Here is a 13,129-nt window from a genome sequence, read left to right as displayed (position 1 = left end):
GTTGAAAGTGCCGTAGCCTGGTGGCGTCGTCCTCAATTGGATGATCCGCGCCGGCGGTGATAAAGAGTGGCTGTGGCGAGTGCTATTGCTGCCACAAGAAAGAGAATTGCAGGGGCGATTAAATATTCGCCCGTCCTGTGGGTCCTTTCTTTTTGGGTTGCCTTGCGTGAATGCGTGCTGGACGGGATAGCGGTTCTGTGTTCGGCTGCATTTTGGGTAAATGATGCGTAGACGGGGTTAGGGGCGGTTTTCGGGACGTCAGCGGTGAGGGCTTTGTAGGGAATCAGGGCGCCGTAACCGGTCTTCTCGTCCCAGCCCTTGGGGCCTACGTCTCTTGCGGTGGCGAGCATGCGCTGCACGATCTCGCGCCCGGACATGTCCGGGAAACGGGACCTCATCAGGGCTGCCACTCCGGAAGTGAGCGCCGCTGCGGAGCTGGTTCCGTTGACTTTGGAAGTGAAGACTCCCGCTTTTCCAATCGACCCGACGGAGACGCCTGGCGCAGCAAGCATGACGTTGGTTCCTGAAGTCGATTTCTGCCACGGAGAGAGATAGGCGTCGACTGCTCCTACGGTGAGGACTCCCGGGCAGTTGGCGGGGGCTCCTACAGTGAGGTCCTCCGGCTCGTTCCCTGCTGCGGCGACCAAGACGACGTCATGCTGGATGGCGTAGTCCACCGCCGAACGTATGCTGTCCGGACAACTGTCGGCCGGTATGCCCACCGACATGTTGATCACCTTTGCGCCGTGATCGACGGCATAGCGAATATCTTTGGCGAAGCCAAGCTTTGAGTCGATGACGGGAAGGATGCGACTCTTCGGCGCGATGCCCACCATCCCGTCGCTCGAGCCTTGAGCCGCAATGAGAGCAGCCATGCCGGTGCCGTGCCCGCCATCTTTTGTATCCGAGTCCACGCGGCCGTCACTGTTCGGCGAGTTCTCGCCTCCAGTGCCCGGAAGAATTATGCCCTTCAACCCCGGGAGTCGCGCCTCAACCCCGGTATCGATCAGACCTACGGTAATGCCCGCGCCTTGGGTGAGCGGCCACACTTTCGTGGTCATCTGCCAAGCGTCGAACCACCACTCTTCGGCACGTGGCTTGGGTGCCGCCTGCGCTGGTGGGCAGTTGAGAACAAGAAGGATCAGGGCCAAGGCCGTGGCTGTGATGCCTCTTGCCCGTAGACCCCTCGGCGGGTGAGGGTCAGCTGCCATGTTGCGAGTCCCCGAAGGGTTGATCGGGCTTGCCGATGACTCTCGGGGAGACGGCCGTCTCGTCTCGCCACAGGTCGTCGTCCTCGACGAGGGAGACGTCTCTTGATCGCTCACTTGTCCTGCCACCGCCTCCGGTGGCTCCCGTCGTGGGGAAGCCGGTGCCGACCGCCCCGGGACCCGCCTCGGGCATCGGCATACCGGTGGCCTCTGCGCTGGGGCGCAAGGCTCCATTGCGCAGGACGCCACCCGCCGGCACTTGTTTCGGCCCGGCCGCACTGCCGTAGGAGCCCAGCGGCTCCTCACCCATGCCCGCGGCCCCCTTGAAGCCGGTACCGCCGAGAACCCCGCGGGGCATCATGCGGTTCGGTCCCAACGGTCCGCCCCCGTGCGGTTCTGGATCCGTCAATTGCGGAAGACGGGGCAAACCGCCTACCTGCCGCCCCGGAACCGGACGTGGCGGAGAGCCTCCACCGGTCGGAGGCAAGGGCAATCCGCCCCCCATGCCGGGGGGAATCCGTCCTAGGCCCGGGCTCCCCCCGTCGGTCATGGGCGCCGTCGGTGACGGTGATCCCGGGGCGCCCCCGGGCTGCCCGCCGAAGTGGGGCGCTGCACCTTCCAGGTCAGATGGGTTGTGAGCAGGCGGTATCGCTGGCGTGGGAGATGAGGATCCCGGCCCTCCGGGCTGCGTTCCTATGGTCTTCGGGCTCGAAGGGTTAGTGGGACTGTAGGGCGAGTGCGGTGTCGTAGCACTGCCCCCAGAAGCGGGCCCTGCAGAGCCGAGGTAGGGGACGCCGGTGCCCGAAGACGCCCCGCCGCTCCCGGATACCCCGCCACCTCCGACTGCCCCACCCGGCGTTCCGGACCCCGGTGCGCCTCCGCTGTAGGGGGTCTCGTTCTTGGTGCCGAGAGTGCCAAGAGCGAGAGTGCTAGGGATCTGGTCATAGGCGGAGGCGAGAGATGCATTGGTCTTGGCCAAGGCTTCCTGGGCCGCCTTGGTGTCGGAGGGGGAGGCGGCGGCCTCGCCGATGAGACCCGGTAGGAGCGCCGCCGGCCCCGTTGGGGTCGGTACCTTCGGTGGATTTCGGAGGGCTGCCGCGCCGCTGGACATCGCGGTACCGAACTGGCCGCTCGCTTTGGCGATCGTGGCGGCGTTCTCGGTGAGCTGTTTGATCTCGGCCGTGCCGGACTGCTGCGCGTCCCCGTCCCAGATCTGGTTCAGCCGTTTGGTGTGCCGGCCTAGCTGCTGCTCCAGGTCTTGGACCGCGCTCTGGAGTTTGGTGTAGGCCTGCTCGAGCCCTTCGAGGTCGGCCGGCTTGACGTTCGCGAAGAAGGTCTTGATGGTCAGGTAGTCGTACTGAGCGGGATCACCATGGCCGAGAGAGCCAGGCCGGATGCCGCGCTCATACGGGTGCAGCGTCAAAGCCGTTTGCCTCCATCCGATCAAGTCTCGCTTGAAGGGGCTCGCTTACCACGGGGTGACGTTCTTGGGTGCTGCCGTTCGGGCGGCCGCTTGCGCGCCTTCCTCGGCCTTGCCATAGGTCTTCGAGGCCGCCTCTATGCGGTCGGCTTCGGCGTGGCAGCCCTGCACGAAGAGGTCGAGGCCGGCGAGCATGTTGGTGTGGGCGGTGTTGACTTTGGACGCCAGTTGTTGGGCCACGTCCCAGCCGCCGACCTCGTGTACCTGGATCTTGAGGGCTTGGACGGCCTGCTCCACGGCCTTGATGTCGTTGCGCATCTCGTCGGCGACCTTGAGGAGTTCGCGGCGGCGGACCTCGTACTTGCCGGCGCCTTGGGACGGTCGGCCGCCGGGCGTGGGCTGCTGGGGGGTTGCGCTCGGGGGAGTGGTGGGCGTTCCGGTGCCTCCGGCGGGGGGCGGGCTGCCGTTGGGGAACAGGAGCTGGTTCAGGTCGTTGGACGGGTCTTGGGGAGGCATGGGCGGTCGTCCTTAGGTGCGGGTCAGCTGCCCCACATGGCGGTGTTCTGGCGTTCGGCGCCGAGGTGGATGTCGTGGGATTCGCCGATGACCTTGCTCATGCTGGAGACGGCGGTGGCCATGCGCTGGGCGGCGAGTTTCCATTCGCGGGACTTGTTCTCGTAGGCGCTGCGGGCGTCGCCGTCCCATTCGGCCAGGTGGGCGCGGACCTGGCTGTCCAGGGTGTCCAGGGTGGCCTGGTAGCTCTTGAGGGCGCTGGTGAAGTTGGCCTGGGCGTTCTGCATGCCGCCGAAGTTGACGTAGGTGTAGTCGGTGCTCATCGCCGGTCTCCCTGGTGGGTTGGGGGGGTGGTGCGGGTCAGCCGTTGACCAGGCCTTTGAGGGTGTTGACGCGGGCGGTCTTGTTCTGTTCGGCGGTCTCGTACTTGGCCTTGGTGTCGACGAGCTTTTCGTGGATGAGGTTCAGGTCTTTGAGGACCTTGGCGAACTCGGTCTCGAAGAGGTTGTAGACCTGGGTGAAGGCGGCGGAGGACTCGCCCTTCCAGGCGCCCTGGAGTTCGGTGTGGTGGGTGTTGAGCTGGGTCTTGATCTGGCCGATCTGGCCGTGCGCGTCCTGGACGTTGCCGGCGGCCTGCTGCATGTGCTGCCGGTTGACCGATGACCGGTTGCTCATCGTGGTTCTCCTTCACGTCGGCTTGCGTGGGCATCACGACGTGGCGCTCGGACGTATCGGCAGATGACCCCGGACCACCGATACGACGACACACCCCGTGACAGCGAGCAAGATGAAGCGTAGAGACCGCCGATTCCCCCTGTCCATCAGGTATGTCACCTGTGGATAACTATGCTCGACGAGACATCTGGGGCTGAACAGGCGAAGCAGTCAAGTCGCCGTTCGGTTCCGTCCTTTTTTGGCCGGAAGCGGTCGAAGAATGGGGTAAAAGCCGGGCTCTTGAGCCTTGGTGGATGTACGGCTAATGCCCGTCCGCGGGGTCAGCGGATGATGACGTGGTCGGTGGGGGCGTTCTTGTCGGCCGTCCAGCCGTCGTGGCCCGCGTCGGACTGCCAGTGGCGGCCGGCGTAGCGGATCTCGTGGAGGCCGTAGACCTGGGCGTGCGTGACCGCCCAGGCGGCGACGGCCCAGCCCGCGCGGGCGTTGGTGACCTTGACGCCGTTCCAGGAGTCGGGACGGGACGGAGCCCCGGCGGTGAGGCGGCCCGGGCCGTCCACCTGGAGGCGGGCGCCGAAGGCGCGGCGCATCTCGCGGATGGCGTCGGGGCGGCGCGACGCGGTCTGCTTGTCCGGCGGGTACCAGCAGCGGGCACCGGCGGGCTGGCGGCCGGTGAACACCTGCGCGAGGAGCTTGCCGTCCGACTCGTGCTGGGCGTAGGCGCTGCCGTCCGCGCTGCGCTGGACGCGCTGCGCCGCGTCGTGCAGGTCGCGGTCGAGGTAGTCCTTGACCTTCACCAGGGCGTCGAAGAACTTGCTCGTGGACTGGACGGGGTCGCGCAGCTTCGCGGGGCTGCCCCAGCCCTGCGACGGGCGCTGCTGGAACATGCCGACCGAGTCGCGGTCGCCGTCGGCGAGGTTGCGGATGTGCGACTCCTGGATCGCCGTGGCGTACGCGATCACAGCGGCGCGTTCGGGGAGCTGCTTGCGGAAGGCCACGGCGGAGATCGTCGAGGCGTTGGCGGCCTGCTGCAGGTCCAGCGGCATCGTGGACGCGCCCGCGGCGGCCTCGCAGCCCGACCCGTGCAGGTAGGGCCGGGCGCGGTCGAACGCGATGTACCCGCCCACGCCCAGCACGAGGACGAGGGCCGCCACGACGTAGGGCCAGCGTCGCCGGCGGCGCCCGCCGCCGCCCGAATCCGGCTCGGGCCGCGTCCTCAACCTCGACCAAACAGCCACGCGAAGAAGGTACCGGGAACGGGCCACCAGTAAGCTCAAGGACCATGACCGAAACGTTCACCAGCCCGATCTCCGGGGTGATCGACGAGCTGTGGGAGCGGCGCGCCGAGCTGAGCCCCGAGGACACCGACGCGCGCGCCGCGATCGTGGCGGCCGTCGACCGGCTCGACGCCGGCGAGGCGCGCGTCGCCCGGATCGACCCCGCGACCGACGAGGTGGTCGTCGACGAGCGCGCCAAGCGGTCGATCCTGCTGAGCTTCAAGGTCCTCGGCATGGTGCGTTCCCAGGTCGGAGACTTCCAGTACCACGACCGCATCCCGCTGAAGACCCGGTTCGACGGCGTCCGCGTGGTGCCGGGCGCGATCGCCCGCTGGGGCGCCTACCTGGCGCCGGGCGTGGTGCTGATGCCGTCGTTCACCAATTTCGGCGCCTACGTCGACTCGGGGACCATGGTCGACACGTGGGCGACCGTCGGGTCGTGCGCGCAGATCGGTAAGAACGTCCACCTTTCGGGTGGTGTCGGGATCGGCGGCGTGCTCGAGCCGCCGAACGCCAAGCCGGTGGTGATCGAGGACGAGGCGATGATCGGCAGCCGCTCGATGATCGTCGAGGGCGCGCGGGTCGGCACCGGCGCGGTGGTCGGCTCCGGGACGAACCTGTCGGCGTCCATGCCGGTCATCGACGTCGAGACGGGCGAGGAGATCAGCCGGGGCCGCATCCCGGACTGGTGCGTCGCCGTCGGCGGCACCCGCTACAAGGAGTTCAAGGGCGGGACGTTCGGGCTCCCGGCGGTGCTGATCCTCAAGCGCCTCGACCCGGGTCAGCGGCACGACAAGGCGTCGTTGAACGACATCCTGCGCGACCACGGCATCAACACCTGAGGGCGGTCTCGCTGATCTTCAGGGGACGGTCGGTGAGGACGGCCAGGGACGCGGCGTAGCCGGGGCCCGGGGTGAGGTCGGCGAGGCGGACGGGGGAGACGGCCTTGTCGTCGTCCCAGGCCAGCACCTCGGCGGGCTCGTCCGGGCCGGACACGTGGATGGCCGTCATCGGGGCGGCCAGTCCGTGGCCCGTCGCCTTCAGCAGCGCCTCCTTGCGGCACCAGTAGGCGTGGAAGCCGCGTTTGCGCCGGTCGGCGGGCAACGCGGCGAGGACGTCGCGCTCGGGGGCGCTGAGGACCATCTCGCCGAGCCGGTCGACGTCCCGGTCGCTCTCCTGCTCCACGTCCACGCCGACCTCCGGGCCGTCCGTCAGGACGAGGACGACCCGGTCCGCCGAGTGCGACAGCGAGAAGTCCAGGGTGTGGCCGGGGAGCCGCGGCTTGCCGTGGGAGGCGCCGCAGTGCGGGCAGTCGGTGGTGAACCGGATGCCGCCCGGCGGCAGGCCCGTCGCCTCGGAGAGCACGGTGCGGGCCAGGAAACGCCCGGTGACGAACCGGGCCTTGTCCTCGTCGCGCAGGAAACGCGCGTAGCGGTCGCGCTCACCGGCGTCCAGAAGGTCGCGCATATGCGGTTCGTCCGAGGGGACCGCCCAGTGGACGGCGCACTCCAGCACAGGCATCTCCACGTCCGCGATCATAAGCCGCGTACGCTTGCTGTCCATGCGGCTCGATCTGTTCTCTGATGTGGCGGACCTGACGGCGGCGATCGTCGACATCGAGTCGGTGAGCGGTGCGGAGGGGCCGCTCGCCGACGCCGTGGAGGAGGCGCTGCGCGCGCTCCCGCACCTCGCGGTGGAGCGCGACGGGAACAACGTGATCGCCCGCACGGACCTGGGACGCGCCGAGCGGGTCGTCCTGGCCGGGCACCTCGACACCGTCCCGCTGAACGGCAACCTCCCGTCCCGTATGGAGGGCGACCGGCTGTACGGGTGCGGGACCACCGACATGAAGAGCGGCGTCGCGGTGGCGTTGCGGCTGGCCGCGACCGTGCCCGCGCCGACCCGCGACATCACCTACGTCTTCTACGACTGCGAGGAGATCGAGGCGGAACGCAACGGGCTGCGGCGGCTCGCGGCGACCCGTCCCGAGCTGCTCGTCGGCGACTTCGCCATCCTGATGGAGCCGACGGGCGCGCACATCGAGGGCGGCTGCCAGGGCACGATGCGGGCCGAGGTCACCGCGAAGGGGGAGCGGGCGCACAGCGCGCGCGCGTGGATGGGGTCCAATGCCATCCACACGGCCGGTCGGATTCTGGACGTCCTGCGCGCGTACGAGCCGACCCGCCCGGTGGTGGACGGGCTGGAGTACCACGAAGGCCTGAACGCGGTGTTCATCCAGGGCGGCGTCGCCGGCAACGTCATCCCGGACGAATGCGTCGTCACCGTCAACTACCGGTTCGCGCCCGACAAGTCCCTGGCCGAGGCGGAGGCGTACCTGCGCGAGGTGTTCGACGGCTTCGAGGTGAAGGTGACCGACGCGGCGTCCGCGGCCCGTCCCGGCCTCACCCATCCGGCCGCCGCCGCGTTCGTGTCGTCGGTCGCGTCCGGCGGCACCGAGGTGCGCGCCAAGCTCGGCTGGACGGACGTGGCGCGCTTCTCCGAGCTCGGCGTCCCCGCCGTCAACTACGGTCCAGGCGAACCCACCCTCGCCCACACCAGGGACGAGTACGTCGAGATGCCGCTGATCGCCGACTGCGAGGCCCGCATGCGCGCGTGGCTCTCCTAGACAGAGGGGGGCCCATGGCCCGTAGCACGCCCGTGATCGCGGTGACCGACGGCGAACTGGACGACCTGCGCTCGCGCCTGCTCGCCACGCGCTGGCCGGCGGCCTGGCCGACCGGCGGGTGGGACGCCGGCACCGACCCCGGCGAACTGCGGCGGCTGATCGGCCACTGGGCGTCCGGCTACGACTGGCGGGCGCACGAGGCCGCGATCAACGCGCTGCCGTCGCACTTCGCCGACATCGACGGCACGCCGGTCCACTACCTGCGCTTCGACGGCGAACGCCCGGGCGCGCTGCCGATCGTCGCGACCCACGGCTGGCCCAGCTCCTTCCTCGAACTGACCGGCCTCGCCGACCGGCTGGCCAACCCGTCGCGGTACGGGGGCGACGCCGCCGACGCCTTCACGGTGATCGTCCCCTCGCTGCCCGGCTTCGCCTTCTCGCCGCAGCGGCCCTCGCTCGACGGCACGGCGCAGACGCACGAGCTGTGGCACCGGCTGATGCACGGCGAACTCGGCTTCGACCGGTACGCCGCGCACGGAGGCGACCTGGGCGCCGGAATCAGCGCGCGCCTCGGCGAGGCCCATCCCGAGGCGCTGGTCGGCATCCACGTGCTCGCGGTCGCCGCCCCGGCCGCGTACGACCCGTCCAGCCTCACGCCTGAGGAACGGGCCCATCTCGAGTCCGTTGCGGCGTGGAGCGCCGAGGAGGGTGGCTACCAGCACCAGCAGAGCACCCGCCCCCTCACCTTGGGCTACGGGCTGGCCGACTCGCCGGCCGGGCTGCTGGCCTGGATCGTCGAGAAGTACCGCGCGTGGAGCGACAACGGGGGCGACCTGTCGTCCCGCTTCAGCGACGACTTCGTCCTGACCCAGGCGTCGCTCTACTGGTTCACCCGGACCATCTCGACCTCCTTCCGCCCCTACTACGAGTACAGCAAGGGGCTGACAAGGCGCGTGGAACGGGTGGACGTCCCCACGGCCGTCGCGCTGTTCCCGGCCGACATCAGCCGCCCGCCGCGCAGCTGGGCCGAGCGCACCTACAACGTCACCAGGTACACCCGCATGCCCCGCGGCGGGCACTTCGCCGCACACGAGGAACCAGGCCTGCTCGCCCGCGACATCACCGAGTTCTTCCGCGCGTACCGGTGAGGGCCCTAAGCAGCGGCCGCCAGCGCGGCGCGGTCAGGTCTTCAGGCCTTTGAGGATGACGTCGGCGTAGAGCTGGTGAGCGCCGGGCGGCGTGTTCGTGACGGCCATCGCCAGGCCGCACATCAGGGCGCGGAACTCGTTGACGCCGACGTCGGGGCGCAGCACGCCGGCGGCGTGGGCGCGGTCGAGGAGCGCGGTCACCTTGTCCTGAAGTTCGTGGTTCTGGACGCGCGCGTCCTCCTCGAAGAGCTGCCCGACGTCGCCGAAGACCTCGCGCAGCCCTCGGTTGCGGACCATGATCTCGGCGCTGCGGCGGACGAACAGGACGACCCCGTCCCACGGGTCGGGCTCTTTCAGGGCATCGGCGGCCTTGGCGGCGCCGTCGGCCATCCACTCGGCCGTCAGCTCGTCGATGAGCGCCTGCTTCGTGGGGAAATGCCGGTAGATCGTCCCGACGCCGACACCGGCCCGTTTGGCGATGTCCTCCATCTGGACGTCGTTGCCGCCCTCCTCGAACGCGACGCGGGCGGCGTCCAGCACGCGGCGGCGGTTGCGGCGCGCGTCGGCCCGGAGCGGCCGCGGACTTGACGAGGTGGTGGTCATCCCCTCCAGTCAACCACGAATTGACAAACGGAATCGAGCTTCCGTATCGTCCCCGGGACGCAAGCGGAACCGGAATTCGACTTCCACCTAGGAGCCGCGCATGGCCTCCCGGCAGCGGGGGTTCGCCCTCGCCCTGCTCGTCAGCGTCCAGTTCGTGCTGGTGCTGGACGCCTCGATCGTCAACGTGGCGCTGCCGTCCATCGGCCGCGCGCTGCACTTCGACCAGGCCGGCCTGTCCTGGGTCGGCAACGCCTACACGCTGGCCTTCGGCGGCTTCCTGCTGTTCGGCGGCCGGGTCGCCGACCTCGCCGGACGGCGCCGGATGTTCAGCGCCGGGATCGCGCTGTTCACCGCCGCCTCGCTGGCCGGCGGGCTCGCGCCCAGCGCCGGCGCGCTCGTCGGCGCGCGGGCCGTGCAGGGCCTCGGCGCGGCGCTCGTGGCGCCCGCCGCGCTCTCGCTGATCATGACGCTGTTCACCGACGGCCCGGAGCGCAACCGGGCGCTCGGGCTGTTCGGCGCGGTCGCGGGCGCCGGCGGCGCCGCCGGCGCGATCCTCGGCGGGCTGCTCACCGACGGGCTCGGCTGGGAGGCGGTGCTGTTCGTCAACGTGCCGATCGGCGCCGCCGCGATCGCGCTCGCGCCCGTCCTGCTGCCCGAGGCGCGAGACCGGACGGTGCACGGGTTCGACCTGCTCGGCGCCGCGGCGGTCACCGGCGGGCTGGCGCTGCTGGTCTACACGCTGGTGGACGCCAACAACGCCGGCTGGGACTCGACGCGCACCTACCTGCGCGGCGCCGGCGCCTTCGTGCTGCTCGCGGCGTTCGTCGCGGTCGAGGCGCGCGTGCGGCACCCGCTCGTCCCGCTCGGCGTCTTCCGGGGGCGGTCGCTGCGCGGCGGCAACCTCGCGGCCGTCCTCGCCACGATGGCGGTCTTCCCGATGTTCTATGTGATGACCCTCTACCTGCAGCAGGTCAAGGGGTACGGACCGATCCGGGCGGGGCTCGGGCAGTTGCCCGTCGCGGTCACGATGGCGTTCGGCGCCGGCGCCGGATCCCGGCTGGTCACCCGGTTCGGCGCGCGAGCTCCGCTGGCCGCCGGGCTCGCCACCGTCGCGGCCGGCCTGGCCTGGTTCGCCCGGATGCCGGCGACCGGCCACTACGCGGCGGACGTCCTCGGTCCCGCGGTCATCATGGGGATCGGCGGCGGGCTGATGTTCGTGTCGGTCACCGTCGCGGCCACCGCGGGCGCGTCGGCGGAGGAGTCCGGCCTCGCGTCCGGGCTGATCAACACCACCCAGCAGGTCGGCGGCGCGCTCGGCCTGGCCGTGGTGGTCGCGGTGTCCACCGCCGCCACCCGGCATTCCTCCGCGCGGGCCCCGGCGGCCGCGCTCACCGACGGCTTCCAGGCCGGCATGCTGGCGTCGTCCGGGGCCGCACTGGTCGCCGCGCTGGTGGCGCTGCTGCTCGTGCCCGGCCGTCCGGCGGACGAACCGGAAGGGGAGCCCGTAACCGTGCCGTCGCCGAGCCGATCGGAAATCGGCGGCTGACGATCTGCGGGCCCTACTACCGTGGGCGCATGACACGCGAAGTGAATCCCCGGACGCGCCGGCAGGGGCCGGCCACGCTGCGCGGGCACGCCGTCCCGCAGACCACCACGGACCAGCGGCTGCTGGACAGCCGCGGAACCGTCGACTGGTTGCACGCCGACCCGTGGCGGGTGCTGCGGATCCAGGCGGAGTTCGTCGAGGGGTTCGGGCTGCTGGCGGAGCTGCCGAAGGCGGTCAGCGTCTTCGGCAGCGCCCGCACCAAGCCGGGTTCGCAGGAGTACGAGATGGCCGTGGACATCGGTGCCCGGCTGCACGACGCCGGCTACGCGGTGATCACCGGCGGCGGCCCGGGGATCATGGAGGCGGCCAACAAGGGCTGCGACGAGAACGGAGGCGTGTCGGTCGGCCTCGGCATCGAGCTGCCGTTCGAGCAGAAGCTGAACGACCACATCGACATCGGGCTGGAGTTCCGCTACTTCTTCGTCCGCAAGACGATGTTCGTCAAGTACTCGCAGGCGTTCGTGGTCCTGCCCGGCGGGTTCGGCACGCTGGACGAGCTGTTCGAGGCGATCACGCTCGTCCAGACCAAGAAGATCACCCGGTTCCCGATCGTGCTGGTCGGCACCGAGTTCTGGGGCGGCCTGATCGACTGGATCCGCACCGCGATGCTGCCGCCCGGCAAGATCTCCCCCGAGGATCTGGACCTGATCCACCTCACCGACGATCCGGACGAGGTCGTCAAGACCGTGGTGGACGCGCACATCGAGCAGGAGCGCCGCCTGCGGGAGGAGCAGGCCGCCGTCGAGGCCGCGGGTGAACAGGGCACCGACGGCACCTGATCCCCCTTGCCGCCGTCGCGGGCGCCCTCCGGCACCCGCGACCGGCGGCCACCGCTAGCCGAACACCGTTCCGCCGTTGACGGTGAGGGACTGGCCGGTGATGAACGCGGCGCGGTCCGAGGCGAGGAACGCGACGGCCTCGGCGACGTCGGCGGGGACGCCGAGATGGCCGAGCGGCACCCGGGCGACGTACTCCTCGCGGGCGCCGGGGCCGATGGAGCTGTGCCGGTCGGTCGGGATCCAGCCGGGCGCGACGGAGTTGACGGTGATGCCGTCCGGCCCGAACTCGCGGGCCCAGCTGCGGGTCAGGCCGAGCTGGGCGGACTTGGCGGCGACGTAGGCGCTGGAGCGGGCCGGGCCCAGCGCGACGACGTCCGAGCCGATCTGCACGATGCGGCCGAACCGGCGCTCCCGCATGCCCGGCAGCGCCTTGCGGACGAGCAGCAGCGGGCTCTTGACGAAGAATTCGAGTTGATCGAGGACATCGCGCCAGGACAGTTCCTCGACGGGCAGGTCCGGCTGCGGTCCGGTGGCGTTCAGTACCAGAATGTCGAGGCTTCCGAACGCCGCGACGACACGGTCGTGCAATTCGCCGGCCTCGGTCTCGTCGGTGATGTCGGCGCGGAAGAGTTCGGCATGCCCGCCCGCTTCGGTTATTCGCGTTCGCAGCGCCTCGGCGGCGTCGTGGTCGCGCAGATAATTGATCGCGACGCGGGCGCCGTCGCGGGCCAGGGCGGCCGAGATCGCGCCGCCGAGTCCGCGCGACGCGCCGGTCACCAGGGCCGTCCGCCGGCCGGCGGAGGGTGCCTCCCGCATCCGTCCACCCTCCACGTCGTGTTGTGATCAAGGCTCTCACCGGCCAGGACGCCGATCAGTGGCCGGAACGGCCCGCCCGCGCGGCGCGCCTGTCGATCACCGTACCCGCGGGCGCGGCGGCCATGCCGCCGCGCCGCTCGCCCGGTCTTTTCCCTCTTGGTCCGGCCCCGCGCGACATCGGGTGATATTTCCCTTGGACCGTCGAATGCAATATCAAGGTTTTACCTAACGCACGGTTCCGCCGCCCGGACCCGGCGGCGGGTTACCATCTTCTTCCCTGACGTCGATACCGCTCGGGATCTGAACTCAATTAACATCGGAGCACGGGCCGCACCGATGAGCTTTCCCGGTAGGCCGCGCCCCGTCATACCTTCAAACGAGATTTACCTTCGCCGGTCGATGCCGCCGTGTTCCGCGGGTCGCCGGGCTCCGGCGACGCATTGGGCGCGGACCGCGCGGTC

Annotated in this window: 13 protein-coding genes; 5 read left to right on the top strand and 8 right to left on the bottom strand. The window is 70.1% G+C overall.

What is annotated here, in order from left to right:
* Positions 1–32: 32 nt before the first annotated feature.
* The 5 genes from ACA514_RS22015 to ACA514_RS21995 all read right to left on the bottom strand — a co-directional run bounded on the left by ACA514_RS22015 (position 33) and on the right by ACA514_RS21995 (position 5,051).
* On the bottom strand, positions 33–1,061 hold the full coding sequence (locus ACA514_RS22015; RefSeq protein WP_375043078.1) for a S8 family serine peptidase: 1,029 nt from the start codon (positions 1,059–1,061) through the stop codon (positions 33–35).
* 1,615 nt (positions 1,062–2,676) lie between these two features.
* Complete coding sequence (locus tag ACA514_RS22010; RefSeq protein WP_375043077.1) at positions 2,677–3,144, bottom strand: hypothetical protein; 468 nt, start codon at positions 3,142–3,144, stop codon at positions 2,677–2,679.
* A gap of 23 nt (positions 3,145–3,167) precedes the next feature.
* Positions 3,168–3,464 (bottom strand): WXG100 family type VII secretion target, encoded by a 297-nt coding sequence (locus tag ACA514_RS22005; protein WP_375040164.1) that lies wholly within the window; start codon positions 3,462–3,464, stop codon positions 3,168–3,170.
* 37 nt (positions 3,465–3,501) lie between these two features.
* A complete protein-coding gene (locus tag ACA514_RS22000; protein ID WP_375040165.1) occupies positions 3,502–3,816 on the bottom strand; it encodes a WXG100 family type VII secretion target in 315 nt (104 codons plus the stop codon).
* A 320-nt stretch (positions 3,817–4,136) separates the two neighbouring features.
* Positions 4,137–5,051, bottom strand: coding sequence for a hypothetical protein (locus ACA514_RS21995; RefSeq protein ID WP_375043076.1), 915 nt, complete (start codon positions 5,049–5,051; stop codon positions 4,137–4,139).
* A 44-nt stretch (positions 5,052–5,095) separates the two neighbouring features.
* On the opposite strand from ACA514_RS21995, the gene ACA514_RS21990 reads away from it, so the two are divergent.
* Positions 5,096–5,932, top strand: a complete 837-nt coding sequence (locus tag ACA514_RS21990) for a 2,3,4,5-tetrahydropyridine-2,6-dicarboxylate N-succinyltransferase (RefSeq protein WP_375043075.1) — start codon at positions 5,096–5,098, stop codon at positions 5,930–5,932.
* Here the strand turns inward: ACA514_RS21990 and ACA514_RS21985 are convergent.
* A complete protein-coding gene (locus ACA514_RS21985) occupies positions 5,922–6,611 on the bottom strand; it encodes a 4'-phosphopantetheinyl transferase family protein (protein WP_375043124.1) in 690 nt (229 codons plus the stop codon). The genes ACA514_RS21990 and ACA514_RS21985 overlap by 11 nt on opposite strands.
* Positions 6,612–6,651: 40 nt before the next feature.
* Here ACA514_RS21985 and dapE point away from each other — a divergent pair, with 40 nt between their 5' ends.
* Both dapE and ACA514_RS21975 read left to right on the top strand, forming a co-directional pair.
* Complete coding sequence (gene dapE, locus ACA514_RS21980; RefSeq protein WP_375043074.1) at positions 6,652–7,716, top strand: succinyl-diaminopimelate desuccinylase; 1,065 nt, start codon at positions 6,652–6,654, stop codon at positions 7,714–7,716.
* Between the two features lie 14 nt (positions 7,717–7,730).
* Positions 7,731–8,864, top strand: coding sequence for an epoxide hydrolase family protein (locus ACA514_RS21975; RefSeq protein ID WP_375043073.1), 1,134 nt, complete (start codon positions 7,731–7,733; stop codon positions 8,862–8,864).
* 33 nt (positions 8,865–8,897) lie between these two features.
* Here the strand turns inward: ACA514_RS21975 and ACA514_RS21970 are convergent, their stop codons facing one another.
* A complete protein-coding gene (locus tag ACA514_RS21970; protein ID WP_375043072.1) occupies positions 8,898–9,467 on the bottom strand; it encodes a TetR/AcrR family transcriptional regulator in 570 nt (189 codons plus the stop codon).
* A gap of 100 nt (positions 9,468–9,567) precedes the next feature.
* Here ACA514_RS21970 and ACA514_RS21965 point away from each other — a divergent pair, with 100 nt between their 5' ends.
* Positions 9,568–11,013: an MFS transporter gene (locus tag ACA514_RS21965; protein WP_375043071.1), complete on the top strand. Its 1,446-nt coding sequence runs from the start codon at positions 9,568–9,570 to the stop codon at positions 11,011–11,013.
* 29 nt (positions 11,014–11,042) lie between these two features.
* Positions 11,043–11,852, top strand: a complete 810-nt coding sequence (locus ACA514_RS21960) for a TIGR00730 family Rossman fold protein (protein ID WP_375043070.1) — start codon at positions 11,043–11,045, stop codon at positions 11,850–11,852.
* A gap of 54 nt (positions 11,853–11,906) precedes the next feature.
* Here ACA514_RS21960 and ACA514_RS21955 read toward each other — a convergent pair whose 3' ends face one another.
* Positions 11,907–12,668, bottom strand: coding sequence for an SDR family NAD(P)-dependent oxidoreductase (locus ACA514_RS21955; RefSeq protein WP_375043069.1), 762 nt, complete (start codon positions 12,666–12,668; stop codon positions 11,907–11,909).
* Positions 12,669–13,129: the final 461 nt, after the last annotated feature.

The organism is Actinomadura sp. NTSP31 (assembly GCF_041951385.1).
Classification (GTDB): Bacteria; Actinomycetota; Actinomycetes; order Streptosporangiales; family Streptosporangiaceae; genus Spirillospora; species Spirillospora napierensis.
The sequence above is the reverse complement of the archived record's forward strand: the minus strand, read 5'-3'. Positions and strand labels throughout refer to the sequence as shown.

Excerpts from the sequence above, each read along its gene's own strand:
- ACA514_RS22000 (WP_375040165.1), bottom strand. The coding sequence starts at position 3,816 with ATGAGCAACCGGTCATCGGTCAACCGGCAGCACATGCAGCAGGCCGCC.
- ACA514_RS21990 (WP_375043075.1), top strand. The coding sequence starts at position 5,096 with ATGACCGAAACGTTCACCAGCCCGATCTCCGGGGTGATCGACGAGCTG.
- ACA514_RS21975 (WP_375043073.1), top strand. The coding sequence starts at position 7,731 with ATGGCCCGTAGCACGCCCGTGATCGCGGTGACCGACGGCGAACTGGAC.
- ACA514_RS22015 (WP_375043078.1), bottom strand. The coding sequence starts at position 1,061 with ATGACCACGAAAGTGTGGCCGCTCACCCAAGGCGCGGGCATTACCGTA.
- ACA514_RS21985 (WP_375043124.1), bottom strand. The coding sequence starts at position 6,611 with ATGCCTGTGCTGGAGTGCGCCGTCCACTGGGCGGTCCCCTCGGACGAA.
- ACA514_RS22005 (WP_375040164.1), bottom strand. The coding sequence starts at position 3,464 with ATGAGCACCGACTACACCTACGTCAACTTCGGCGGCATGCAGAACGCC.
- ACA514_RS21970 (WP_375043072.1), bottom strand. The coding sequence starts at position 9,467 with ATGACCACCACCTCGTCAAGTCCGCGGCCGCTCCGGGCCGACGCGCGC.
- ACA514_RS22010 (WP_375043077.1), bottom strand. The coding sequence starts at position 3,144 with ATGCCTCCCCAAGACCCGTCCAACGACCTGAACCAGCTCCTGTTCCCC.
- ACA514_RS21965 (WP_375043071.1), top strand. The coding sequence starts at position 9,568 with ATGGCCTCCCGGCAGCGGGGGTTCGCCCTCGCCCTGCTCGTCAGCGTC.
- dapE (WP_375043074.1), top strand. The coding sequence starts at position 6,652 with ATGCGGCTCGATCTGTTCTCTGATGTGGCGGACCTGACGGCGGCGATC.
- ACA514_RS21960 (WP_375043070.1), top strand. The coding sequence starts at position 11,043 with ATGACACGCGAAGTGAATCCCCGGACGCGCCGGCAGGGGCCGGCCACG.
- ACA514_RS21955 (WP_375043069.1), bottom strand. The coding sequence starts at position 12,668 with ATGCGGGAGGCACCCTCCGCCGGCCGGCGGACGGCCCTGGTGACCGGC.